Raw genomic sequence first — 23,444 nt, forward strand, 5'->3', positions numbered from 1 at the left:
TTGCAGTTGTCATTAAAAAACGACCTTTGATCATTATTTTGCTGAACTAAGTGAAGTAATTCATTTAAACTTAATAAAACATATTATTAAGCACGATGAACATGGAGTGTAGTATGCAGGCAGCTATTTCAGCGCGGTGGCAACGATTAAACTTACATTATGTGGTTGTTTTACTAACCGTTATTGCTGCAATAATGCTAGAAGCACACATTCGCTATCTATCATTAAAGCAAGACTCAGCCGAGCTCTACACGCTAATTAATGGGCAACTATTTTTAGAGTGCTTGCCTTTTTTAGCTGCTCACGCTTTAGCATTTAAATTGCCACTTAAACGCTCAGTTGTAGTGTGGCTATTAGGCTTTGTTGCGTATCCTTCTCTTGTCTACCTGGTAAATATAATGTCTTCTGCGTTTGCTAATTGGCAATACCTCGACGCACAATGCTGGATACTCTCTGCATTCGCGAGTCTTATTTGGCTAATGTTAAAGCGAGTTAGTAGCGCACAAAACTCATTAACTTCAAAGTGGTTTAACTCATTAACATCTCTCGATAATATGGTTATTTTAGTATTAGTATCGTGGTCTTTAATTATGGCTGGCGTACTTAATACGCATACAAACCCGATGCTAAATCAACCTTTAGACCTGATCCTTGATATAAGCAAAGTATTTACCCAATTTAATCAATTCCTAACTTACTTTTGGCAGCTAAGCGTATACACAGCTATCATTTTTTGTTTGTACTTATTTAACCGATACATATTGATCCGCCAAATATTAACAAACCATGGTGTGTTTACTTTTCTCGCTGCATGTTTAATTTTTATTGCTTTGCTTACACCCACCCTCACTGCGGGTGTGCTTTTACTGCCCATCAATGATCTGCCTACAGAAGTGACAAATTTAACACCAAGTGGAACTCGAAGCCTTTTTAGTAAGTATAACTACCAGTTTATGTTTTTCTTTCTTAGCGTTAGCACGCCAATTATTTTAGCCTTTGAACGCCAACAGCAGCACAATAAATTAAATGTGATTGCCAAGCAGCAAACTGAAACAGAGCTGACGTTACTACAACAACAAATTAACCCGCACTTTTTATTCAACACACTAAATAACTTATATGCATTAACACTCACTAAATCAGATAATGCACCGCAGTTGGTGATGCAACTTGCCAATTTACTTCGATACACGGTCTACGAAGGTCAAAAACAACAGGTTTTCTTAACCCAAGAAATTAATTATCTTAAAGACTTTATCGAATTACAGCAGATCAGAAGTGGTGACAAGTGCCAATTTAACCTTGTTTGGCCAAGCAACCTTGGTAAACTAAAAATAGCCCCTCTGCTACTCATTATCATATTAGAAAATGCCATTAAACATGGTGTAGAGCCAACATCACAGCAAACAGAAATAACCTTTCAACTCTCAGTCAGTAGCAATACACTAACGCTGTATTGCGCAAACACCATCCACCAACAAAAACAACAAAATGATTCTGGCATGGGACTGAACAATTTAAAGCGAAGACTGGAACTTCTGTACCCAAATAGCTATTCTCTGGTTACAAATAGTCAACATAATATTTGGCACACTACACTCACTTTGGAGCTTTCATCATGTTAAACGCATTGATAATCGATGATGAGCCACTTGCACACCTCGTAATTCAGCACCACTTAGCTGCTCACCCTACAATTAATATTGTTGGCCAATACTATAGCGCAAAAGATGCTTTATATGACTTGGCAAAGTTAGACGTCGATTTAGTCTTTTTAGACATCAATATGCCAGAGTTATCGGGGTTAGAGTTACTCAAAGCGCTCGCTAAACCACCGCAAGTAATTATAGTCAGTGCTTATCAAGAGTATGCCTTTGAAGGCTTTGAACTCAATGTAACTGATTATTTGCTAAAGCCCGTATCGGCACAAAGGCTTGAGCAAGCACTCAACAAAGTTATAATTCGTGAGAGTCAGTTTTCAACACAGCCGCAATCAAGCATCACTCTTAAAGTTGACCGTGAAAAACGTAAGGTCAACTTAGATAGTATTGAATACATTGAGGCATATGGAAACTATGTAAGAGTTCACCTAGCTGACCAAGTGATACTTGCAACAAGCACACTTAAGCGGCTCTCAGTACAACTTGATGGCCCATTTTTGCAAACTCATAAATCATTTTTAATCAATAAAAATAAGGTTGTTGCGGTTAGTAATGACTATATTGAGCTAATTTCAGGTACGATTGTAAAAGTTGGCAAGTCATATAAAGAAGTATCACGTTCTTTGCTCTAAAATATGCTGATATAAATTATCTGCGAGCTTTTTATGTTCACAAGATGGCCAGTGCACCCCCTCATACTGACAAGGCTTAATAAACAAGAAGGCATCAATAAATTCACACGTGTGACGTTCAGCGGCGGCTTTGAACTCAATGGATAATTGTTCAGCTTTTTTACCTGCACCTGCGTAAATGCTTTTATAACTTCCCACTTCATGAACCTTGGGCGGGCTTATAATGATTATCTTTGGTATTGTTTTACAGTGATAAAAGGCTTTAATGGCTAAAATTAACTCCTCAAGCGCTTTGCCAATATCGATAGCAGACAGTGCAAAACGTGCTTTTAAATCATTGGTGCCAAGCTGAATAATAACAATGTCAACGGTGTGCACTTCAAGGTAAGGTTTTAAATATTTAATCCCTGACTTATCACCATCAAAAGGCGGATTGTTCACTAAGGTTCTATTCGGCTGCCCTGCCTCGATAACCTCATGACCATCACCTAATTGTTGTAGTATACCTGGCCAGCGCTCACATGCAGCCAACCGCTTACCATCAACAGGAGAAATACCAAAGGTATTCGAATCACCAAAACACAAAATATTCATTTTAAAATGGATTCAGCGTGTAGCCTTGTTGCTGTAACTGCGCATGAGCGGTCATTGCAGAAAGCGCCATTTTCACCCCTGGGATAAGCTGCTCTGCTGCTACCTTCATATGCATTGCCGACTGCCCGCACACATACACAACCGTATTATTAGCAAGTAGCTGGGTGATCAAAGACTGATTTTTATTATCAACATCAAAGCGGCTTTTATAAACGCTGTTTTCCAGCATATCAACGCTCGCGCTACCGTGCACGACTAAGGCCAGTTGGATGTTTTCCGGCTTTACCCCATGGGCAACATGCATATTAATAAAGCGCGCTAACGAATTAATAGGGTTATTTTGCTCGCCATGTTTTGCACCATCCCCCACATCAAAGGCAATTTTAAACTGCGCTTGGCTTAAGTCTGATACATGAGCTGGTACATTGTAAAAATAACCAAAGTCATTGATAACAGGAGTTGGCTCAGCAGCGATCGTTGTTAAGCTAGTTGCAAGAAGGCCAAAGCCTAAAAGTGAAGTTTTCATAAATCATCCTTTTTTGTTTAGCCTACCCGTATTTAACCAGCCTGTACATGTGAATGAGCTTTAAAAGTCATTCCTAAATAATTAAAGGTTTGTTTAAACATGTCTATAAAGGCGTCTGGCGCAGAGGCAGATGAGGCATTAGACAATAGTGAAAACTGTTTTTGACGTAAAGTTCTAAGCTTCGGTTTTAACGCCTCGTCATCCATGTAATCTGTGATCCTATCCATAAATGCTTTCATTTGTGGCGTGGTGTTATACCAGTACACAGGCGATGCGAACACCCAATGTTCGTAGCGAAGTAACACTTCAAACAAATTATAAAAATCATCATTGTGATACTGCTTATCGTAGCGATAAGGTGAAATAACATAATCATCTAAGCAAAAAACAATGCCGCTTTGTTGCTTACTATAGGCATTAACTTGCGCCGTAGTATTACCGTTTTTACGGCCACTTGAATAAATAATAGCGGTGTTATGCATTGGTTTTTCTTGCATTTTATTTCTCCTTTTTTATGGTTGCAAAGAGCGTAAAACCTCAAGTAAGATTGAGGTCAACCTTAAAAATTGATTTTTAATAAAAAATAAGAAAACCATGACCGATCAACAAAAAAAGCTTGTTGAAGCTAATTTAACTGTGGGCTTTGTAGCTAAACGCAGCGGCGTAAAAGTCTCCGCGCTACACTTTTACGAAACCAAAGGCTTGATCCGCAGCTGGCGGAACAACGGCAACCAACGCCGTTATAAGCCTGATGTACTGCGCCGTGTGGCGGTCATCAAAGCAGCGCAAGCAATGGGCATTACTCTTGAGGAAATCAAACAAACCCTCGCCACTTTACCTGATAAACGTACCCCCACTAAAGAAGATTGGTCAGCATTATCAAAAAACTGGCAAGCACAACTTGATGAACGTATTGCTTTTATGCAGCGCCTACGCGACAGAGTCGACGGCTGCATCGGCTGCGGTTGCCTGTCAATGACAAAGTGCCCGATTTACAATAAAGACGATTACTTAGGCGATACCCAAAGTGGCGCAGTACTTTTGAATAAATAGCCAAATTTCCAACTATTTATTGTTTAAATTACTAAATTACAGTAGTCTACTGCGCTCAAAAAGGAAGCAACAATTACAGGGAGATAACACGTGGAGCCGATCCATCCATCCAACTCGACTACAGCCTCAACGACTAAGCCAAAACTCACTCAGGCATTACAAACAGTTGATAATAAAGAATTAAAAAGTACTGGCTTTTGGTTAAACCAAGTTTTTTTAGTACTTTCAACAATTTTTGGCGTTTACTTAGCAGCACAAAGCGGTTTAGAGCAAGCACTTAAATTTGATTCTTACAGTAAAATGGAAGACAACTTCTATTTACGCACCTCTTTATATGATGAGGTGAAAGATAACGCCAGCAATGTACGAGCGTATGCTGAGCGACTTGCTAAAAGTCCCCCGAGTTCAGAAATGGAATACCACAAGGCCACGCTTGAAAAGTATATTTGGCAAACCATGCAGTACTCACCCACAACACTTGAAACGCCGAGTATATTTTTAACACAAATTCGTCGTTTTTATAGTCGTGCTGAGTTTGTAATTGAAGCGGCATTAAAGCGAAAAATGTCTGCGCGCCAAGCGTCTATTGAACTAAACCAAATTGCCGATAGTATTGAGCAACAAACATTACCTCAACTAAAAACTAGTGCATTAAATTTACAACAAGAATTACAACAAAACGATATTATTATCGGCTCATTAAAGGACGCTGATAATGCCAACTAAACGCTGCCCTCACTGCAAAGATCACCCTTTGGATGTTACTCATTATCAAGGTGAAGAGATAGATATCTGTCGCGAATGCGGTGGCTTATGGTTTGAAAAAAACGAAGTTAACCGGATGATTGCCGAAATCAACGAAGGTCCTATTGGTGAAAAATACGAGACTCATTTTGGTGAATCATTAGGTATTTCAAAGCTAGACTGTCCTGATTGCAATAAGAACCTTGAGCGCTTTCATTTACTCGAAGATTTTCATACCGAAATTGATGTTTGCCGTCATTGTGATGGTAGTTGGATTGAAAAAAATCAATTAGAAAGCGTTGAAAACAGCCCAGAGCTCAAAGCAAGCCTAGACAAGCTAAACCAAAAAGTTAGTTGGAAAACTTATCTGTTTCAATTTTTAACGCAAATGCCCGTTGAATATAACCTAAAACCAAAGCAAACGCCGTGGGTTACTCGCGGTTTAATTGCCCTAAATGCCATTGTTTTTGCCTTGTATTTTTTCAATGCCGACGCATTCAGTGCCACCCTCGAATTGTTTGCAATGAATCCAAGTAAGATATCTCAAGGCGAACATTTATGGAGCGTGATTACCTGTGTTTTTTTACACGGCTCAGTAATGCACCTTATCGGTAATATGTACTTTTTATACATTATTGGTGATAACCTCGAGGACGTATTAGGTCATAAAAAGTTTTTAATATGGTATATGGTATGCGGTTTGGCAGCGTCTTTTGCTAGCTTTATCGTTGATCCAAGCTCGGTTATTCCAAGTGTCGGGGCTAGCGGCGCAATTGCAGGGCTATTTGGTATGTACTTAATGTGGTTTAGGCACGCAAGCCTAACTTTTATGTTTATCATTTATCAAAAGAAATTATCTGCAGTGTGGTTTTTTGTAATTTGGTTAGGGATCAATATTTATGGCATGATTGCAGCACCTGACGGTATCGATTATGGCGCTCATTTAGGTGGCTTTATCGCAGGGTTATTGATCGGCTTTGCTCTTAAAGCAAAAATCACTGCACAAAATCCTATAATTGAATTATTAAATCAACCTGAAGCACAGTTAAAACGCTAATTTAACGCTTAAACCTTCCCTATCGGTACTGATGGGAAGGTTTTCATTTATTACGTATCACTCACTACTTTATGAATAATGGCTTGGCATTGAGCTACGTTCATAAATTTTGGTACTGGATAGTCCCAGTTAGCCTCTACAATTGCAGCATCAGCAAGCTTAGGTATATCAGCTACTTTTAGCTCTTTTAGATGATGAGGGATCGCTAGATCAATAAGTAACTGCTCTAAGGTGTCTAATAGTATTGCTGCTTTTTCTGCTGGTTTTTGGTGTGATTGTGTTAATTGACAATGATCAGCAATAGCCGCCAGCTTTTTATCTATACTGGAACCATAAAATTTCAGCACATGCATCAATACCACACTATTTGCTAAACCGTGAGCTGTGCCGTATTGCGCGCCAAATTGATGTGCTATAGCATGCACATAACCTACAGATGTTCGGGTAAACGCTTGTCCTGCATAAAATGAAGCGAGTAACATATTTTCCCGCGCAACTAAGTCATTACCATTTTTATACGCTGTTAATAAATTTTGTAAAATAAGTTCGATTGCCCGCAATGACTTGTCATCACTAAAAGCAAGGCCATTAGTGCCTATGTATGCCTCAAGTGCATGCGTGAGTGCATCGATACCTGTAGCTGCGGTAATAAAATCAGGCACCGTTTGTGTTAGCTCAGCAATTAAAACTGCATCACTTGGTACAAGAGCAAAGTCAGTGGCGGCATATTTTGTTTGCATTTGCGGATCGTTTACCACCGCAGCAACGGTCGTTTCTGAGCCAGTACCTGCGGTTGTTGGAATAGCACATAATGGGGGAAGTTTTTTCAGTACTTTAAACAAGCCTTTTAACTGCTTAACTGATTTATTAGGTCTTACTGCACGTGCGCCAATTAATTTGGCACAGTCAATTACTGAGCCGCCACCAACGGCGATAATACTATGACATGTGTATTGCTGATAAAGTGCTAAACCGCTTTCAACATTGCTAATCGTTGGATTAGCATCAACGTCACTAAACAGCTGCCAAGAGATTGCCTGCTCATCCAGCAAAGCTAAAATGGGAGCAACAACGCCTAAATTTTTTAACGTATTGTCAGTTACAACTAACACAGGTTTATTAGGATTAAGTAATGCAAGCCATTGCTTAAACCCGCTATAACCTTGATACAAACGCGGATCAGGAATACCAATAAAAATAACAATACATTTTAAAATAAAATGATAGCAGCGATATAAAAAATACATAAAATCAGACTTTTGTTATTTTTAGGTTACCTGATAGTGCATCAATTTAAAGCAATTGCCAATAATAGGCAGCCCCTAATACAGAAGTATTTATAATGATAGTGAGCCAAAGTACCGCAATAAATGCACGTTTTTGTGATTTATGTCTTAACCATTGCTGAGCGATCAGTGCTCCCGGCCAACCACAAATTAATGCTAAAATATGTAAACTACGTTCCGGCACTCTAATAGGCCGATCTGTTGACTCTATCGCCAAACGCTTATCCCATTTATAAACTAAAAACGTAATACTGCTCATAGTACAGTAAACACTGGCAACCAAATATGGCCAATAATCAAGCAGCCCACCAATCACTAATACAACTAGAAAACTAACAGAAAAAAGCAATAATGTTTTTTTAATCAACGGACTCTCGCCTATACTACAATTTGAAAAACTAATAATGATAGGCACAATTATGTCATACCTAAAAACACTTTTACTATCTTTTTGCTTTATCTACGCTGGTGCTATTAGTGCACAAACGATTGACTTAGCACCAGAGCTTGAAGTATTTAAACCTTACCTCGGCACATGGCAAGCTGATTTCAATGTTGCCGATAATAAGCCAAAGATTCAGGATGTAGGTCGCTGGGAGCGAGCCCTCAATGGGAAAGCAATTCGTACCCTTCACTCAATTAATGAAGGTGAATATGGCGGCGAATCAATGATATTTTGGGATAGTAAAAAGCAGTCATTAGTTTTTTATTATTTCACTACAGCAGGCTTTTATACTCAAGGGACATTGAAAGTATTGAGCCCTACGCAGTTTGTAGCATACGAAACCGTAACAGGTTCAAAAGAAGGCATCACAAAAGTAAAATCAACCAGTGATTTTAAAGATGAACAGTTTGTTGTCTCTACCTCTTATTTAAAAAAGGGCGAATGGACAAAACCTGAAAAACGTATTTACACTCGCAGTAACAAACAGGTTATTTTTAAATGAAAAAATAAGATACGCAAAATTTATATTGATTGGGTCAACTACCTAGACGTATTTACAAGGGCTGTTTTTAACTAAACAGCCCAGTTAAAGAATCAATCTAACCCATTTAAACCTGCTTTTGCCGCATTATATAAAGCACCCAATGTTGAATCGAATACCCATTTTATAAAGCTAAAAGTTAACTCTACGGCCTTGCTAATAACCTTACCAGCAAACACTAACATATGCCCAAGAAGTCCTAACGTTTGAGTTGCAAATGATGCTGAGGCTTTAGCAATTTTATCTAGTGTTCGTGCTAACATGTCATAAAAAGTTAAACCTGTACCAATAGCTGCTTGTGCTGCTACAGCGCTATAATAACCGGCATCTTTTAATAAGGTTACTAACGCTGCGCCTAACTTATCGGCCCAGTGCGAATTGAACGAAGCTTGGTTTCTGTCTTCAAAATTTAAGCGCACTGGGGTACTTAAAAAATGATTAGCTCGAACTGTTAAATTCCCCCAGTCATTACTGTTGGCTGTATTCACATAGCCTGGCGTACCACTAAGCTTATGCGCAGCTCCTTTAAGCCCCTGACCATTATCAAGACGAATTTCCTGGCCATTGTAAGGCGCGTGAGAAAAAGGCCACAGAGGTACTTTAGCGACGGGATCTGCACCGTGTGTGCATCGATAAATTTTATCAATTCTTGACGTAGCAGCTCTGGAGAAATTTTCAAGACCCACTCTTGGGGAGCCAAAGGTGTAAAGCTTTACAGGTAAAGAGTATTCCGCTTTGATCCAATCAGCTGAAAGGGTCGCTAACGCACCACCTAAACTGTGGCCAACAATGTGTACACAACCGGTAATTTTATCTCTTATATTTGCAGCAACGAACTCTTGTAGTGCAGGTTTCATACTATAAAAAGTTTTATTAAATCCTGCATGAACCATACTGCCATTACTGCCACCGCTTAAACCAAAGTTGCCATCAGTTAAACCGTCACGCAACGAAGCAGTGCCACGTATAGTGATCACTGAATCTCCTTGATACGCTCCTTGACCATGACCCAGCAAACCAAAACCTGTACTCAAGCCAAACAGGTGAGAGAAAAATCCACCAGTGATGCCCTGCACTGCTTCAGAGTTAACCCCAAAATTAAAATTTCCACGTAAAGCAGGATGCAGAGAATTATTTAATAACGTTGTACTTTTAATGCTTTTTGCTTTGTAGGCAAGTAATGCCATTTGTACTGCTTGGGTGGGTGTTAATGTATTCATAAAATTCCCTTTAAATAAGTTGGTCAAAAGTTAAATTTTACATGCACCATATATGGTGAAAAAGTGCTCTTGCGCTTCTTCTATAGGTATATCGTATGTTTGCGGCTCTTCAGCAATATCACATTCTAAATCAGCGAGTAAATCTTTTAGTGTGTCACTGTCTTCATGCATAGATACGGTTAAGTACCATAATACGATACCCTCTGGCGTACCATTTTCTATATATATATGCTGAATCAATGATTCGTTATCAAACATGTTAGAAGGCTTACCCGTTTTGATGGCTTTTTCTGTAAAAGTAAAATAGCCATTGTCATCGGTTATAGCTTCATCTTTGTACTCATCGCCATAAGTTAGCGAACGTACAACTTTAGTATTCGCAACAGGCTGCCCTTTATCTAATAACTGCCCCTTTACTGGAGCCGATAAAACAAAATCCTGTTTATTAAAAAAACCAAACATATCTGCACAAGCCTGTGTTGTAGTGAAAATAATGATAATAGCGGCAATTACCAAAAAGTAAGCTTTAAAACGTGATAACAAAATAAATAATCTCCTTAATACTCACCTAAAAACACACTTCCTATATTGCTCTTTACTGGCGTTTTAGGCTCTAAATCGATAATAATCAAACTTAATGGCATTGTCGTTCTGACTAAAATACATTCTAATTAGGGACAACGTTAACTGCAAGCAATTAGAACAAAAAACAAGCATTAAAATACGAGTATTTATTAATGCCATTCATCTTAAAGGTTTATTTTTGAAAGTAGGTTTTAAGTTTTAATAAACCAGACTCAAGTTCAAATTTTTGTACTTTAGGGTTTTTAAATTTAAAGCCGTTTGAAATATGCGTATTAATCATTGTCGCCATGCCCTCAAAGCCAGCAGGCGCACTTGCGACTAAATCGCTCAATAGTGGTTGAATAAGCGGTTGATGCTCTTCAATTAAGGTAGGATCCTCGTAAATATCGTATACAAAGTTAGTGAGGGTTTGTTGATGTTGTTGTTCCATATTTATTTCTATAGCGCTTTAAATTAAAGCGTTGATAGCTCCTTTAATATTGAGTTAGATATATTTATAACTTAATTTTTGGCTAGCGATTCTTTGGCTAACTCTTGTAAGTCTTTAGCAAGCCCTTTACGCCCTTCTCTGTGAGCATTATCTATTACATATTGAGTATGAATTATCACTTTTTCCCACATACCAAGTTCTTGATAAATAGTAGCCAATTCATAGAGGGTAGAAGCCTTAAGCACTATTGCTTGATTGCTCTCTTGAGCCAAATAAAGTTCATATAAGCGTGCAGCTTCACTTATGTCTTTTTTAACAAAACGACCACTTTGGTATAACCAAGCTAATGTATTAATAGCATCAGGCTCTCCATTATCAATTCGAGTATTTAACTCATTTAGATAACGAGAACCATCTCCTTTGTACATACCAATATAATACAAGGACTTCCAATGGCCCAGTGTGTAAGCTTTTTCACACCAAAGCTCTAATTTATCAGGCGCATGTATATAACTTTTTGCACATTGCTTAGCTGCAATTTCAACTGTTAAGTTCGGATCATTAATATCGTGATTTGGAAATAAGGAAGCTTGAGCATCCGTAGAAGTAAAAAAACTAATTGCTAACACAAGTATCACTAATACTTTTACCATTGAAATGATCCATCATTATTAATACGTTTTTCAGGTAGATGAACTTGAAAAGATTTAACCGTACTTTCATATGGAAAGCCTTCTTTGTAGAAGTATTGCTCTTTCAAGGCCTCTTTTTGACTAGACATACCCTTACATTTCCTGTCGCTGTAACTAGATAAACCACCAATAAAATCAATAAAACGAACATTTTGAATACCATGCTCTTTAATTAAAGAATCAATGCCTATTCGATACTTTAAATTCTTAACAGCATGCCATCGACTCATAAAAGCAACAATTTTATTCTGCTTAGATCTCTTAAGGATTTAGCTAAATTGTAAGCCCAAAGATCATTTATAAACGTACGCGCATCAAAACATTCCCCAGTCACGGCTTTAGTCGCTGGGCATACACTATCCATTACCTCCATAGTTCTAATATAAACATCTTGTGCTACAATTTTTAACCCAAAATCGCGAGAAGCCTTCACAAGCTCACCACAAGCATGCGGCGTTAAATAACCATGGGACCCGTATTTATCAAAAAACTGCTGTATAGTATTAAAAACCTTTGCCTGTTCTTTGATAAAACTCTATGTTTTCCTGCATCGAGCACGGTAGTATTTCCATAGCAAAATGTGTAAAACCCGCTGCTTTTAACTGCTTAATAGCCTTTATAGTCTCATACTTAACCCAGCAGCACTATGGCTTGACTCACCAAGCATAACTAAGCGCGCATTGCCAGGCATTGTTCTGTAATTTACATCCGTGTTTATTTTATTCATTGTATTTCCATATAAGTTTGTTTAAATTTTATAATTACTGCACAGTGCTATTCGCACCAACCTGCGTTTGTACTTACTTTTTCCACATTACTTTTATTTTCAATTAGCCACGTATCAATAACTGATGAAGGTTTGAATTCAGAGCCAGTGCCTGGCCAATAATATGTTCCTTTTTGATCTAAACAAAGCGCTACATAGACAGCTGCAGAATTAAAAACAATATCTTCACTTTGCTCCACAATCATCTCATAACTTATCTTGCTATGAGTTTTACCTTTATAAGTTGCTCATAGGTTGGATCTTAAGAAAACTTGAAGTTGAACTCTGTTAATGATCAAATAGTTACGCCAATAAAAACATGACCAAAAACAGAGTTCACATGCAGATTAACCAAGTTTCAAATCAATTAAAAGCCCTTATCTCAGAAAAACACCTCATTGAGCTTGCAAAAACCTCCGGATTTCAAGTTCGACACCGTTGCCTGTCGATCGTTTCTCTGCTCAAAGCTGTGTTCAAAAGCTTATCTTGCCTGCAAGACGCTAACTTGTCAGATATCCATCAGAACCTGCGAACGCAGGCCAATTGCACGATAAGTTATAAACCTTTTCATAATCAAATTCGAAAACCTGCATTGACTGAGCTAGTCCGTGAACTCGTTATTCAAGCGATGTCTAAATTGACTGTAAACACGCTGGATAAAACCTTTTTTACCCAGCGAGGAATATTGCGAGTGTTATTGCAAGATGGCTCTTCATTTGCTCTACATGATGAATTAGCGCAGGTTTTTGCTGGTCGCTTTACTGCGATAAATCCTGCCGCAATTGAGTTACATCTTACTTATGACCTATTTAACGAACAGCCTTGTGAAATAGATATCCGTCCTGATGTTGAAACCGAGCGAGCCTTTTTACCGGGTAGTCACACACTTGAAGATACGTTATTACTTGCTGATGCAGGGTATTTTGATTTAGATTACTTTGAGCAAGTATCTCAAGATGGCGGCTACTTTTTGGTTAGAGCGAATAAAAACATCAACCCAACTGTCACATCTGCTTATTGCGCGGGCGTAGAGCTTAAAGAAAAGCATATTAAACTCAAAACCTTGCTCAAAAAGCGTGCTAGTCAGCCACTTGAGTTAACAGTACGCTGGAAGAGAAATGGACCCGAGTACAGGCTTATTTATCTACCCGATGAAAAGCGCCCTGTTTTCCTTGTTACTAATTTAAAAGAAACACAGTTTAACTTTGATGAGTTACTCGATATATACGCGACTCGTTGGCAAATCGAGTTACTTTTCAAAGAGCTAAAGTCATGGAATAACCTTAAGGGATTCATCACAAGAGACCCACACATCGCAGAATCGCTGGTTTGGCTGAGCATACTGCAAACACTTATCAAGCGTTTTATCTGCCATAGTGCAGCGACGATATTTAAGTGTGCGATCTCGACATTTAGAGCGAGTAAGTGCAGTTATCTTTGGCTGGATGATATTCTGGATTGCATAGAGCAAACACAGTGTAATCATAAGATACACCGTGTGCTAGAGCTACTAGCGGTAAATTGTAAGCGTCAATCCATTGAAAAAAATAATGACATGTGCCGTTTTAAAATAGGAAGTCACACGATCTGTGCTCCTTAAGAACTAAGCTATGATAAGTTGCTAACACTTCAGCTGAGTATACGTGTTTTTCATACTCATCCTCGTCACGTAAAATTTCAACATTTGTGATTTTCACTTTAGCTAAATAGTGCACATTTTTAACTGCTTCTTTAAAACCTTTCAATTCCAAAAGCTCAGCACTTTTGGCATAAACAACGTGAGTTAAAGCAAGAAAAACAACACAAATGACAAGTACTTTTTTCATCATGCCTCACTCCAAGCAACAGATGCTTTTTGAGTATAAATAGGTAAACTTGCTGATGAAGGGTCAAAATTAGCAGGCACTACAAAATCATCCCACAATTGCTTTTTATACTTTGCAACATTAACACTGTTACTTTGATTATCCCCGCGCATATATAAATAATTGCCACCTGGACTTTGGCCCACGACAAAAGCAACATGGCCTCCCCCCTTTTCGAGATTTAATCCCCATAGCACCGTAAACAGGTTTATCAATAGGCTTAACAAAGCTCGACCATTCTTTTGCCCTAAAAGCATTTTTAACAGGCTCCAGATTATTCCCTTCATAACCCAAGCAACAAAAGAGCCGCACCATGCATTTTGACCAACGCTCTCATCACTTCCCAAAAATTTTGATGCCTTAACGTATTCTAAAATCTGTGGATTTTCTTTTTGCACCCGGAACTTCAGCCACGCCAACCTCTGCGATAGCCGTTTTCATCCAAAATGCATTTGTAGCAGGTATTTTAGTGCAGTAGTTATACTACTAATTGCAGCCTGACTTACTACTTTTTCATTTTTTTTCGATGTTTACGACCATTCGGATTTATTTTCCCATCGGGACGAACCATGTTTAATACTTTACTTTGAAATAATTAAATAGCGGTAACAGTTTGAGAGTTCTCAGGGCGAGAGCATAAACGACCATCCACAACTAAAGTTTTCGTTGGGGAGATAAGTTTAAGTAATTTATTCAAAGCCGTTTGCACGGCTTTCACATCGTTTAAACTATTTACACCACCAAGCCCTTCGGCTTGAGTTATTCTGATTGCTGACATTGAAGAGTCCTTTTCTTTAGTTGTCATGTTGTTTAAGTACAACGTATCCGTAGTGAATTAACACCCACTATTTAGAGTGGGTGTCTTAGTTACTTTTGAATAAATTTCGTACTGAGTAGGTTGGTTGCTTTAACTAATTCCGCGTAACCCGTGCTCGTTGCATTATTCCAATTCCACTCTTTTTAAGATGCAGACTAATGGCATCAAACCCTTTACTAGCTCATTGATAATTTAATATAAATTAAAAAGAGCATTTATTAAATAAATCACGCATGATATTAAAAAGGCGCCAGCAAACGCAAAAGCTATCGATTGATCGTTTTCAATTTTAGCTCTAAAGAAGTACTTTTCGCAGGCCCCGAGTATCTGTATCACAACTAAAAAGGTAACTGCCTGACTTATCCAAAAATAATTACTAAATAGAGGAAGCAAAGGACTGATTGCTGCATAAACAACAAGTACCTTAAAAGCAATCGATTTGTTTTTGTCCGAAAGCAGAATGGTTGTACTCACAATCAAAGCAGCAAGGCTTGCCGCAAAAAATGCAATGACTGGCCACACAACAGGATCTGGAAACGATAACAAAGCATCAAATGAATCACTTACACTATGCATAGTAGGTAAACTGATAAACGAAGTAATAAAACTTATTACTCCAAAAATTATAAACCAGCAAATCACCCCTGAAAGAAAATAACCAGTAGAAAACTTAGTATGCCCTTTGTTCTCCGCCAACTTTACAAGTAGAACTCCTACTAAGTTAATTCCACCAAGAACCAATAAAGCGTACATAAAATCATTAGTATAAAAAACACTCATCGCAACCGTTGCTGCTATAAAAATACTAGGCCTTACAACACTCTTTATATATAAATAAACAAACACAGGCTGAATTACCAGCATAATAATTGCTAAAACACTTAATTCCATTAACGTTTCCTTGATCCTAATAGCTTTATAAAAAAATGAAAAAACAAAATGTTTCGATTAAATTTTAGTCCGAGTTAAAAACATAAATATCATGTTAGAAACAATACGCTCTCAAGCTACCAATAAAGCTATAACATATTGTATTATAGTGTAAATTATGTATCTTGATTAACCGTTACACTGATGAATATATTTAATGATACTTTAAATAGCGTGCAAAAATTAGCATGCTCTACAGTTTTCATTTAACGTTCTACTTAAAGGTTTATTTTTTGAAAGTAGGTTTTAAGCTTTAATAACCCAGACTCAAGCTCAAACTTTTGTATTTTAGGATTTTTAAACTTAAACCCATTTGAAATGTGAGTATTAATCATCGTCGCCATGCCCTCCAAGCCAGCAGGCGCACTTGCGACTAAATCGCTCAATAATGGTTGAATAAGCGGTTGATGCTCTTCAATTTTGGTTGGATCCTCGTAAATATCGTATACAAGGTTGGTTAGTGTTTGTTGATGTTGTTGTTCCATAATTATTTCTATAGCGCCTATATTTTGGCGTTTATAGCTCCTTTGTTTATCAATGAAATCTGTCGTGTTAATATCAAACTTTAAATTTTACTAAAATCGCATTTTATTGTTCTGAGTCGATAGATGTTCCCGCTTCTTTTATTTGTTGTTCTAATATAGCTTCTTTACTTTCAATATAATTACTTTCATCTAAAAAGCGTTTCTGTTCAGCTGCCTTTTCAAAATCACCTAACTCTGTATATATCAAATAGAGAGTTTCATGAGTTCTGGTTACTCTCATTTTTTCCTCTTCAATACCTTGGTTTTCATTTAAATATTGATTATATAAAACAATCGATTTATACAGATTCTGGGTAACAAAACGCCCGGACTCATACGCAAAAGCTAATGCTAAAATCCCATCAGGATCGCCATTTTCAGCATGTCTTTGAGCTTCAGCGATATAACGGCTTCCATCACTTGTATGTAAACCTATAACTTCAAGAGCCTGCCAGTACCCCATTTCATAAGCCCTTTCACACCACATTTCGAGCTGGCTAGGCGCATACATCAAACTTTTTTTGCATTGCAGCATCACCGTATTATTAGATAAATTAGGATCATTAATATCATGCTTTGGGAAAAAAGTTCCGGCAAAAGATAGGGGGCATAGCACCACTGAAAAGCATAAGATAATCACAATTATTTGGTTCATAACTATATCCTTTTGATTAAATGCCATTATCTGGTAAATGAACTTGATAACTTTTCACTGCACTTTTAAATGGAAAGCCTTCTCTATAAAAGTATTGGCGTTTAAGCTCTATTTTTTCATCTGAGTAACCTCGGCAACTCCTTTTCGAGTAACATGCGGTTCCACCAATGAAATCTATAAACCTGATAGTTGATACACCACCAACCTTAACAAAAGTATCTAGCCCCTCCTGATAACCAGCAGCTCTTACTGCATGCCAACGATGCATATAAGCAACTACACGATTTTGATTTGACTGATTTAAGATAGTATTTATATTTTGAGCCCAAACCAGATTCCTTACTGTGTGACTATCAAAGCACCTTTTTGCTTCAGCATTATCAAAACCACAGGATGAATCAATTACATCCATCTCTTCTAAGGTCAAATCCAGAGCTATAATTTTTAAACCGACTTCTCTCGCTGCTTTGCCTAATTCACCGTAAGCTTGAGGTACTAAATAACCCCTAGCCCAGTATTCATCAAAGTATTGCTGAATTTGATTAAAACCTTTACCTGTGCGTTGATAAAACTCAACTTTATCTTACATAGAGCGAGGTAGCATTTCTATAGCAAAGTGAGTAAAGCCTACTTTTTTAAGTTCTTTGAGTGCTTTAATCGCCTCAAATTTATAAATGGCGGGATTGTGGCTTGATTCGCCTAACATAGCCAAACGAGCATTACCGGCCATTTTTCTATAATTTACATCCGTGTTTATTTTATTCATTTTATTTCCATATGAGTTTATTTAACTTTTATAATTACTGCACAGCGCTATTCGCACCAACCTACGTTAGTACTTACTTTTTCCACATTACTTTTATTTTCAGTCAACCACTTATCTTTTCATAAAGTTGATATTTTCAACTTGGGCATTATTTTATAAAATAATGCCCAAGTACTTTATTACATCGTCAACCTAAAATGGATTCATTCATTTTCCGCAGACTATTCTTAAAGAGCAGGATAATTCTTCGCATAATAATAAAGAGTAATTACCCGCTGCTTATCTATACTTGTAGTGTAATTTAAACGAGATAATAAATAAGAAGTACCGAAGCTCTCTTTAGTCCAATTAGCCATTACAAACTCTTTCTCTTTTTGAGAAAATACCTCCCAAGCAGCTTGAGAGGAAAGAAACTTTTCCTTTGCTTCTCCCTTAACAAAGTGTCCGACTAAACGTTTTGCATGTGATAGCTTTTCTTCTAAAAATATATTGAAATCATCATATCGATCCCTTAGTTCAACATAATCACAATCACATTGAGATATTTTTTCTTCATACACTTTAGCTTCTGCTAAGAAGCTATTTACATAGTCAGGTGTATCTGGGTTATCTATAGCTAAACATGACGAAACAGTTACTAGCATAGACAAGAAAAAAATTGCTTTAATTTTATTTACCATCCTTTATAGAGCCCTTTTATATAAATATTCCACTCACTATTTCTACGATTACTGGCTCCAAAAATTAAAAGAAAGATTACACAGCTGTAAGTCGGCACTTGCTTTTGCGAACAAGCTCGCAAGAACTACTTGGGCTGTATTTAGTAGTAAAACAATGTTTTATGTGAGTAAATCATGTTCAGATCAAAAGACGGCTTAGGTAATTATTAGTAACACATTAATTTTATTAAAACTTATAGGCCAGCGGGTTCATATTATCAATATGCAAGACCTACCCCCATTAATTCTAAGTAAATGGGGGGATTCGATTCAAGTAATTAGAACTGCTTAATTAGCGTATATGGCGCATCGGCGGTTAACCGTGTCACGATATAGCTATACGAAGATGAATAACTTCCGCGTTCAACTGCATTTGCCATATGTAGAACCATATCCTCAATACCATCTTGGTTATAATCACCCTTGGCCATTATCGTTAACCTTTGAATACCACCACTGTTGTCGTAATAAATAGCTTGGTCATCATTTACAAGTTCCACTTTTTGGATATGGCTCATTTCTTCCCAGCTACTCGCTTTTACTAAGCGGCGCTCGTCATCATTTGAAATAATTAAAGACAACTCAGGCGGCATTTTGTTTGCCAATGCTGCATCGTGTTTAAATGAGTCTAAAAAGCTTTCTTTTGAAGGCATTAACTTCCCCATAGCAACCCACGTAGTACATATTTTATTAGTAGCTAGTAACGCGACCTGCTCTTTATAATCTGATGATTTATAGCCCTCTTGCAATGCTTTAGATAAAACTTTACAACTATCAACGTTAATAGCTGGCTTACTGTCTATAACAACTTCATAGGAATAAAACCAGCTTTTACTATATAAAGCATTAACTTGCTCCGGCGTTTCTAAGACCTCCGGTTCCATAAAATATCCGTTAGTTTTATTCTCTAAACTATATGTTGGAGCTATTTTATTCTTTTCTATTTCTGCACATGCAGTGCTAGAGATACTAATACATATAAGTAAAATAGTTTTTTTTATCATTTTGCACTCTTGAATAGGTTACGCACATAAGTATTACGTTCAGTTGGTACATCTTTTCTATTTGATTCAATGGCTGCTTGTTTGAAATCACGAACTTTCATATGTTTATTAAAATTTGGAAACTCGTCTTTAAGTTCAGGCATACCTAAATTAAAAATCATATCAAATAGCGCTAATTTTACATCGTTAGGGTAACTTGCAAATTCTGAAACACCATATATACGTTTAAGTTCACTTTCAAATATTCTGATATGCTGTTCAACTTGTGCTTCCCTTACAGCCTCTGTAGTTACCAATTTAGTGAAAGGCTTATAAAAAACAGCGGCTTGACTCCCAAAAGGTTTTGATTTAATTAGTTTAAATTCATCTTCAATTTGTTTTATCGATGCAATGGCTCCCGTATCACGAATGATAAAAGGAACTTTTTTTGCAGCTTCAACATCTTTTAATAAATGACCAACACCAACGGTTACATACCCTTTTGTATCTAAATACATATGAGGAACATTACCTTCATATTTCATCATATTTTGTTTTAGTTTCGTTTTTAAATTGCCAGATAGTGGTACAACGGCAACCACTGCGGCACCAGCTAACTTTTCATTGATTTTTTTATGCGTACGGCCATTTGGAGCTATTTTCCCCTCTGGGCGCACCATAGTTAATACTTTGCTTTGAAATAACTTTATAGCGGCTACGGTTTTAGAGTTTTCAGGGCGAGGGTTTAACCGACCATCCACAATTAAAGCTTGTGTAGGCGGGATAAGTTTTAGTAATTTATTCAACGCCGTTTGTACGGTTTTTACATCGTCTAAACTGTTAGCGCCGCCCAATCCAACAGATTGAGTTATTCTGATTGCTGACATTGAAGAATCCTTTTCTTTAAAGTTATATTTTTAATTACAACGCACTATCAATAAATTAACTCTCACTATTTAAAGTGGGTGTCTTGATTATTTTAGGTGATACAGTTCAATTTTTTCCTGCATCGAGCTAGGCAGCATTTCTATAGCAAAATGTGTAAAACCCGCAGCCTTTAACTGCCTAATCGCTTTTATAGCCTCATATTTATAGCCAGCAGCACTATGCCTCGATTCGCCTAACATAACTAAACGCGCATTACCGGCCATTGTTCTGTAATTTACATCCGTGTTTATTTTATTCATTATCTATCCTTGTTTTTTATTTAAATTTTCAAAACACCATCTATAAAATTCAATAGCGTCATTATTCTCAGAGCTGTAAGGAGCAATTGCATATTCATAGCTCATTGCAAATAAAAGCTCTTGTGCAGTGAAGTTACATTCTTCACTTTTTGAATAACATTCCTGAACTCCACGCCACAATGACATTGCGCGGCTAACATACCCGTCGCCCCACCTTTCTTTAAATTGCTTGCTGGGGTTGTTTTTTAGCGTAAATGAAGCAACCTCTTGAAGTGTTAAGTGTGTCGTATTTATATACATCATGATAAAAATTAGCTATTAGGCGACTTGTTCAAAGTTCAATAACTTGCATACCATCAAAATAACCATCAGGTGCTTCCTCAAGTTTCAAAATTGGCATTACTGTACGGTATTCAAAACTCCCACCATAAGGTAGTAACAAACTACAGTTAGTTGATTCAAGTAAAATTGCCTTCTCATTGCTATCTACAAAACTTTTTATACCTTCGGGAGTTTTACGCGTAAACACTTTGATACTGTGAATATGCTCGTTAATCAGTCCAGTCCAACGCTCACGATTTCCATATTTAGAATGATCATAGGGTATTTTTTCCATGTCTTCATTTGAGCCTTGCTGAATACCATCCTTATAAGCAAACCAGACAAGTATTGAATCTTTAACATTGTTAGTTTCAAACCCAATAATGTCGCCATTCTCTAAATGAATATATAAACAACTCCCAACATATGTGAATATATCTTTATCCTGAATATTGTTCTTTTCTTTATACTTTCGGATCCCAAACTCCAAATAAGGTCTTGTTAAATTTATCACCTTATTATTTTTTAGGGAATTTACTATGTCTTTTTCAAGGGTTAACCCATTTAAAAAATCACTCATTATAAACCTAATTTTAAGTATGTTATTTAATCAACCAAGACGGAATATAATTATTTCCAATAGTGAGCTGATAACCATATAGCTTTTTTGCTAGTACAGCCATTGCTGTGAGTGGAATTGAAATAGCGCCTCTTCTATCCCCCTCTCTTGCATATGAACTGTAGTATTCTTTATGGAGTAATAATGCTTTTTGCATTTCCTCATTGTACTCTTGCTCGCCATCTTCACTAAATATAGCCATCAGTATCGAAGGAATTGGCCACTCTATACGGCTTGCATATAAATAATCCTCATTATTAGGGTAATCATTAGGGTTACTAGCTACTAATGCTTTTTCTAATGCCCCCGCTAAATCCGAACCTGACGTAAATACTGTTTTTAATAACTCCATTAGGGCAAAATTAAAGGGAGTTAAAGATGCTCCCGACTCTGCATTTTCTAAAATAGAGATATCGATAGATTTTAAATATTCGATTCCTTCCCACTCAAAGCTACGTGCCAAAATACTCAAATAAAAAGTTGTAAGCCAAGTTTGATAATTCGTATTAACATAGTCGCGCCGACCCACAACCATTACGTGGTCATCTATAATTCGAAATGGAAAGGCATTGCCAGAGCGTTCATTACTTTCAAATATACCCATGCCTAAAGATTGCGCCCGTAATAAACAGCCCCACGTCCTGTTTTCATTCGGCTCAATTAGCGCTGCTATAGGCAGTAAGTCTTCACAATTTCGTTTGAATAACTTTGGTACTTCTGTAAATGGGTTTCGTTGAATATCTGGCCAATGGTCTTCGTGGCTGTCGTTTTCTGCAAGCATGTCTATATGGTCTGGGTGTTCATAAGTAAAGTGACTCTCAATCATTTTTATGCCTTCGTAATGCTATAAAATGTAAATTTAGCGTTTTTTAAAATAATAAAAATACTGTATAAGTAATCAATATTAGTAGTTAATTACTTATAAAAGTCATAACTGCACTTCATATAATCTAACGGCTTTATTTATATTCAGCAGGTTTACCATCAATAATCCACTGTGGGATATAGCCATTTTCTACGGTTAAATCATACCCTTTTACATCTTTAGCAAGTACCGCCATAGCTGTAAGAGGAATTGAAATAGCGCCCCGTCGATCGGCACGTCTACTGTCTTTCCCTGTATCAAAGTATTCTTTATGAAGTTGTAATGATTTTTTCATTTTTTCATTATAAACATGCTCACCCTCATCACTAAAAATAGCCATAATAATATCTACTAGGGGCCAATCTAAACGGCTAGCGTATAAATAAGCAAAGTCTTCGTAATCATCGGGGTTACTGGCAACTAATGCTTTTTCGATTGCTGAAGTTAAATTTGCACCTGGCGTAAATACCGCTTTAAGTAAATCTACAAATGCATAGTCAAATGGCCGATTTTGCTCACCTAAACTAGCCTCTGCAAAAACGCTATTATCAATCGTTATTAAAAAATCAATTGCTTTTTTATTACGTAATATAATAGCGCTGTATAAAGCAGGCAGCCAGACTTCAACTTTAGTTGAATAATCATCAGCCTCACCTATAACCTCTATAAAGTCATTATCGTAAGCGACTATAAATGGTTTACCTACACTTGCGTTACTCTGAAATGCTGCTAAAGCCATTTGTTGTCCGCGTGTTAAATAAAGCCATGCGTTTTTGCTATTTGGATTCTCTACCGCCTCTAAAGGAAAAGCCCTAATGAGGTTTCGCTTAAACTCTTCATAAAAAGACATACCGCCGCCTGCTTTTATAAGAAAGAGGCTATCCTCTTCATCTTCAATATACTCCTCAACCATATCATCATAAGAAACTTGGCCATAACTATAGTGACTTTTTATCATTTT

34 protein-coding genes are annotated in these 23,444 nt (G+C 37.1%); 7 read left to right on the forward strand and 27 right to left on the reverse strand.

Annotated features, from left to right (window positions below; genetic code table 11):
- Window positions 1-113 precede the first annotated feature (113 nt).
- Both PSR9079_RS12140 and PSR9079_RS12145 read left to right on the forward strand, forming a co-directional pair.
- Entirely contained in the window at window positions 114-1,625 is a 1,512-nt protein-coding gene (locus PSR9079_RS12140; RefSeq protein WP_149981832.1) for a sensor histidine kinase, read from the forward strand.
- Window positions 1,619-2,293, forward strand: a complete 675-nt coding sequence (locus PSR9079_RS12145; protein ID WP_149981833.1) for a LytR/AlgR family response regulator transcription factor — start codon at window positions 1,619-1,621, stop codon at window positions 2,291-2,293. The genes PSR9079_RS12140 and PSR9079_RS12145 overlap by 7 nt, the downstream gene beginning before the upstream one ends.
- On the opposite strand, the gene PSR9079_RS12150 is transcribed toward PSR9079_RS12145, so the two are convergent.
- From PSR9079_RS12150 to PSR9079_RS12160, 3 genes are read right to left on the reverse strand one after another with little or no spacing between them, the layout of a single operon-like run.
- Window positions 2,276-2,887, reverse strand: a complete 612-nt coding sequence (locus PSR9079_RS12150) for a GDSL-type esterase/lipase family protein (protein WP_149981834.1) — start codon at window positions 2,885-2,887, stop codon at window positions 2,276-2,278. The two genes, PSR9079_RS12145 and PSR9079_RS12150, sit on opposite strands and share 18 nt — an antisense overlap.
- A gap of 1 nt (window position 2,888) precedes the next feature.
- The gene (locus PSR9079_RS12155; RefSeq protein WP_149981835.1) at window positions 2,889-3,413 is read right to left on the reverse strand and encodes a DsrE family protein; all 525 of its coding nucleotides are present in this window, start codon (window positions 3,411-3,413) and stop codon (window positions 2,889-2,891) included.
- Window positions 3,414-3,445: 32 nt separating this feature from the next.
- Window positions 3,446-3,910 (reverse strand): flavodoxin family protein, encoded by a 465-nt coding sequence (locus tag PSR9079_RS12160; RefSeq protein ID WP_149981836.1) that lies wholly within the window; start codon window positions 3,908-3,910, stop codon window positions 3,446-3,448.
- 97 nt (window positions 3,911-4,007) lie between these two features.
- Between PSR9079_RS12160 and soxR the strand changes: the two genes are divergently transcribed.
- The 3 genes from soxR (at window position 4,008) to PSR9079_RS12175 (ending at window position 6,267) form a co-directional block, all read left to right on the forward strand.
- Window positions 4,008-4,466: a redox-sensitive transcriptional activator SoxR gene (gene soxR / locus PSR9079_RS12165; protein WP_149981837.1), complete on the forward strand. Its 459-nt coding sequence runs from the start codon at window positions 4,008-4,010 to the stop codon at window positions 4,464-4,466.
- Window positions 4,467-4,556: 90 nt separating this feature from the next.
- A complete protein-coding gene (locus PSR9079_RS12170; RefSeq protein WP_246175550.1) occupies window positions 4,557-5,192 on the forward strand; it encodes a hypothetical protein in 636 nt (211 codons plus the stop codon).
- A complete protein-coding gene (locus PSR9079_RS12175; RefSeq protein ID WP_149981838.1) occupies window positions 5,182-6,267 on the forward strand; it encodes a rhomboid family intramembrane serine protease in 1,086 nt (361 codons plus the stop codon). The genes PSR9079_RS12170 and PSR9079_RS12175 overlap by 11 nt, the downstream gene beginning before the upstream one ends.
- Window positions 6,268-6,317: 50 nt before the next feature.
- Here the strand turns inward: PSR9079_RS12175 and PSR9079_RS12180 are convergent, their stop codons facing one another.
- Together PSR9079_RS12180 and PSR9079_RS12185 are read right to left on the reverse strand one after the other, a co-directional pair.
- Entirely contained in the window at window positions 6,318-7,514 is a 1,197-nt protein-coding gene (locus PSR9079_RS12180) for an iron-containing alcohol dehydrogenase (protein WP_149981839.1), read from the reverse strand.
- 46 nt (window positions 7,515-7,560) lie between these two features.
- A complete protein-coding gene (locus tag PSR9079_RS12185; RefSeq protein ID WP_149981840.1) occupies window positions 7,561-7,920 on the reverse strand; it encodes a DUF1294 domain-containing protein in 360 nt (119 codons plus the stop codon).
- A gap of 52 nt (window positions 7,921-7,972) precedes the next feature.
- Here PSR9079_RS12185 and PSR9079_RS12190 point away from each other — a divergent pair, with 52 nt between their 5' ends.
- The gene (locus PSR9079_RS12190) at window positions 7,973-8,500 is read left to right on the forward strand and encodes a hypothetical protein (protein WP_149981841.1); all 528 of its coding nucleotides are present in this window, start codon (window positions 7,973-7,975) and stop codon (window positions 8,498-8,500) included.
- A 92-nt stretch (window positions 8,501-8,592) separates the two neighbouring features.
- Here the strand turns inward: PSR9079_RS12190 and PSR9079_RS12195 are convergent, their stop codons facing one another.
- The 6 genes from PSR9079_RS12195 to PSR9079_RS12220 all read right to left on the reverse strand — a co-directional run bounded on the left by PSR9079_RS12195 (window position 8,593) and on the right by PSR9079_RS12220 (window position 12,432).
- A complete protein-coding gene (locus PSR9079_RS12195; protein ID WP_149981842.1) occupies window positions 8,593-9,759 on the reverse strand; it encodes a lipase family protein in 1,167 nt (388 codons plus the stop codon).
- Between the two features lie 30 nt (window positions 9,760-9,789).
- The gene (locus PSR9079_RS12200) at window positions 9,790-10,302 is read right to left on the reverse strand and encodes a DUF6795 domain-containing protein (RefSeq protein WP_149981843.1); all 513 of its coding nucleotides are present in this window, start codon (window positions 10,300-10,302) and stop codon (window positions 9,790-9,792) included.
- Between the two features lie 214 nt (window positions 10,303-10,516).
- Window positions 10,517-10,774 (reverse strand): hypothetical protein, encoded by a 258-nt coding sequence (locus PSR9079_RS12205; protein ID WP_149981844.1) that lies wholly within the window; start codon window positions 10,772-10,774, stop codon window positions 10,517-10,519.
- A 71-nt stretch (window positions 10,775-10,845) separates the two neighbouring features.
- On the reverse strand, window positions 10,846-11,427 hold the full coding sequence (locus tag PSR9079_RS12210; RefSeq protein WP_149981845.1) for an SEL1-like repeat protein: 582 nt from the start codon (window positions 11,425-11,427) through the stop codon (window positions 10,846-10,848).
- Window positions 11,421-11,696, reverse strand: coding sequence for a hypothetical protein (locus PSR9079_RS23980; protein WP_246175551.1), 276 nt, complete (start codon window positions 11,694-11,696; stop codon window positions 11,421-11,423). The genes PSR9079_RS12210 and PSR9079_RS23980 overlap by 7 nt, the downstream gene beginning before the upstream one ends.
- 544 nt (window positions 11,697-12,240) lie before the next feature.
- On the reverse strand, window positions 12,241-12,432 hold the full coding sequence (locus PSR9079_RS12220) for a hypothetical protein (RefSeq protein ID WP_149981846.1): 192 nt from the start codon (window positions 12,430-12,432) through the stop codon (window positions 12,241-12,243).
- Between the two features lie 140 nt (window positions 12,433-12,572).
- Here PSR9079_RS12220 and PSR9079_RS12225 point away from each other — a divergent pair, with 140 nt between their 5' ends.
- The gene (locus PSR9079_RS12225) at window positions 12,573-13,832 is read left to right on the forward strand and encodes an IS4 family transposase (RefSeq protein ID WP_179959180.1); all 1,260 of its coding nucleotides are present in this window, start codon (window positions 12,573-12,575) and stop codon (window positions 13,830-13,832) included.
- Here the strand turns inward: PSR9079_RS12225 and PSR9079_RS12230 are convergent.
- The 16 genes from PSR9079_RS12230 to PSR9079_RS12295 form a co-directional block, all read right to left on the reverse strand.
- A complete protein-coding gene (locus PSR9079_RS12230; protein WP_149981848.1) occupies window positions 13,798-14,061 on the reverse strand; it encodes a hypothetical protein in 264 nt (87 codons plus the stop codon). The genes PSR9079_RS12225 and PSR9079_RS12230 overlap by 35 nt on opposite strands.
- The gene (locus PSR9079_RS23785) at window positions 14,058-14,495 is read right to left on the reverse strand and encodes a C40 family peptidase (protein WP_218939779.1); all 438 of its coding nucleotides are present in this window, start codon (window positions 14,493-14,495) and stop codon (window positions 14,058-14,060) included. The genes PSR9079_RS12230 and PSR9079_RS23785 overlap by 4 nt, the downstream gene beginning before the upstream one ends.
- A gap of 197 nt (window positions 14,496-14,692) precedes the next feature.
- On the reverse strand, window positions 14,693-14,875 hold the full coding sequence (locus tag PSR9079_RS23790; RefSeq protein ID WP_218939780.1) for a hypothetical protein: 183 nt from the start codon (window positions 14,873-14,875) through the stop codon (window positions 14,693-14,695).
- 231 nt (window positions 14,876-15,106) lie between these two features.
- Window positions 15,107-15,805: a hypothetical protein gene (locus tag PSR9079_RS12240; protein WP_149981849.1), complete on the reverse strand. Its 699-nt coding sequence runs from the start codon at window positions 15,803-15,805 to the stop codon at window positions 15,107-15,109.
- Between the two features lie 257 nt (window positions 15,806-16,062).
- Complete coding sequence (locus PSR9079_RS12245) at window positions 16,063-16,329, reverse strand: hypothetical protein (protein WP_149981850.1); 267 nt, start codon at window positions 16,327-16,329, stop codon at window positions 16,063-16,065.
- Between the two features lie 103 nt (window positions 16,330-16,432).
- Window positions 16,433-17,023: an SEL1-like repeat protein gene (locus PSR9079_RS12250; RefSeq protein WP_149981851.1), complete on the reverse strand. Its 591-nt coding sequence runs from the start codon at window positions 17,021-17,023 to the stop codon at window positions 16,433-16,435.
- A 16-nt stretch (window positions 17,024-17,039) separates the two neighbouring features.
- Window positions 17,040-17,450, reverse strand: coding sequence for a hypothetical protein (locus PSR9079_RS23985; RefSeq protein ID WP_246175552.1), 411 nt, complete (start codon window positions 17,448-17,450; stop codon window positions 17,040-17,042).
- A 156-nt stretch (window positions 17,451-17,606) separates the two neighbouring features.
- Complete coding sequence (locus PSR9079_RS23990) at window positions 17,607-17,789, reverse strand: hypothetical protein (protein ID WP_246175553.1); 183 nt, start codon at window positions 17,787-17,789, stop codon at window positions 17,607-17,609.
- Between the two features lie 227 nt (window positions 17,790-18,016).
- Window positions 18,017-18,469 (reverse strand): hypothetical protein, encoded by a 453-nt coding sequence (locus tag PSR9079_RS12260; RefSeq protein WP_149981852.1) that lies wholly within the window; start codon window positions 18,467-18,469, stop codon window positions 18,017-18,019.
- 317 nt (window positions 18,470-18,786) lie between these two features.
- Window positions 18,787-19,392, reverse strand: a complete 606-nt coding sequence (locus tag PSR9079_RS12265) for a hypothetical protein (RefSeq protein WP_149981853.1) — start codon at window positions 19,390-19,392, stop codon at window positions 18,787-18,789.
- Window positions 19,393-19,508: 116 nt separating this feature from the next.
- Window positions 19,509-20,378, reverse strand: coding sequence for a hypothetical protein (locus PSR9079_RS12270; protein ID WP_149981854.1), 870 nt, complete (start codon window positions 20,376-20,378; stop codon window positions 19,509-19,511).
- An 87-nt stretch (window positions 20,379-20,465) separates the two neighbouring features.
- A complete protein-coding gene (locus PSR9079_RS12275) occupies window positions 20,466-20,678 on the reverse strand; it encodes a hypothetical protein (protein ID WP_246175555.1) in 213 nt (70 codons plus the stop codon).
- A 3-nt stretch (window positions 20,679-20,681) separates the two neighbouring features.
- Window positions 20,682-20,981, reverse strand: coding sequence for a hypothetical protein (locus PSR9079_RS12280; RefSeq protein WP_149981855.1), 300 nt, complete (start codon window positions 20,979-20,981; stop codon window positions 20,682-20,684).
- A 28-nt stretch (window positions 20,982-21,009) separates the two neighbouring features.
- A complete protein-coding gene (locus PSR9079_RS12285) occupies window positions 21,010-21,579 on the reverse strand; it encodes a hypothetical protein (protein WP_149981856.1) in 570 nt (189 codons plus the stop codon).
- Between the two features lie 22 nt (window positions 21,580-21,601).
- Window positions 21,602-22,444 carry an immunity 49 family protein gene (locus PSR9079_RS12290; RefSeq protein WP_149981857.1) on the reverse strand — a complete coding sequence of 281 codons (843 nt, stop codon included), beginning with the start codon at window positions 22,442-22,444 and terminating at the stop codon, window positions 21,602-21,604.
- Window positions 22,445-22,577: 133 nt separating this feature from the next.
- Window positions 22,578-23,441 (reverse strand): immunity 49 family protein, encoded by an 864-nt coding sequence (locus PSR9079_RS12295; RefSeq protein ID WP_149981858.1) that lies wholly within the window; start codon window positions 23,439-23,441, stop codon window positions 22,578-22,580.
- Window positions 23,442-23,444 lie beyond the last annotated feature (3 nt).

This window comes from Pseudoalteromonas rhizosphaerae (genome assembly GCF_902498845.1).
Classification (GTDB): Bacteria; Pseudomonadota; Gammaproteobacteria; order Enterobacterales; family Alteromonadaceae; genus Pseudoalteromonas; species Pseudoalteromonas rhizosphaerae.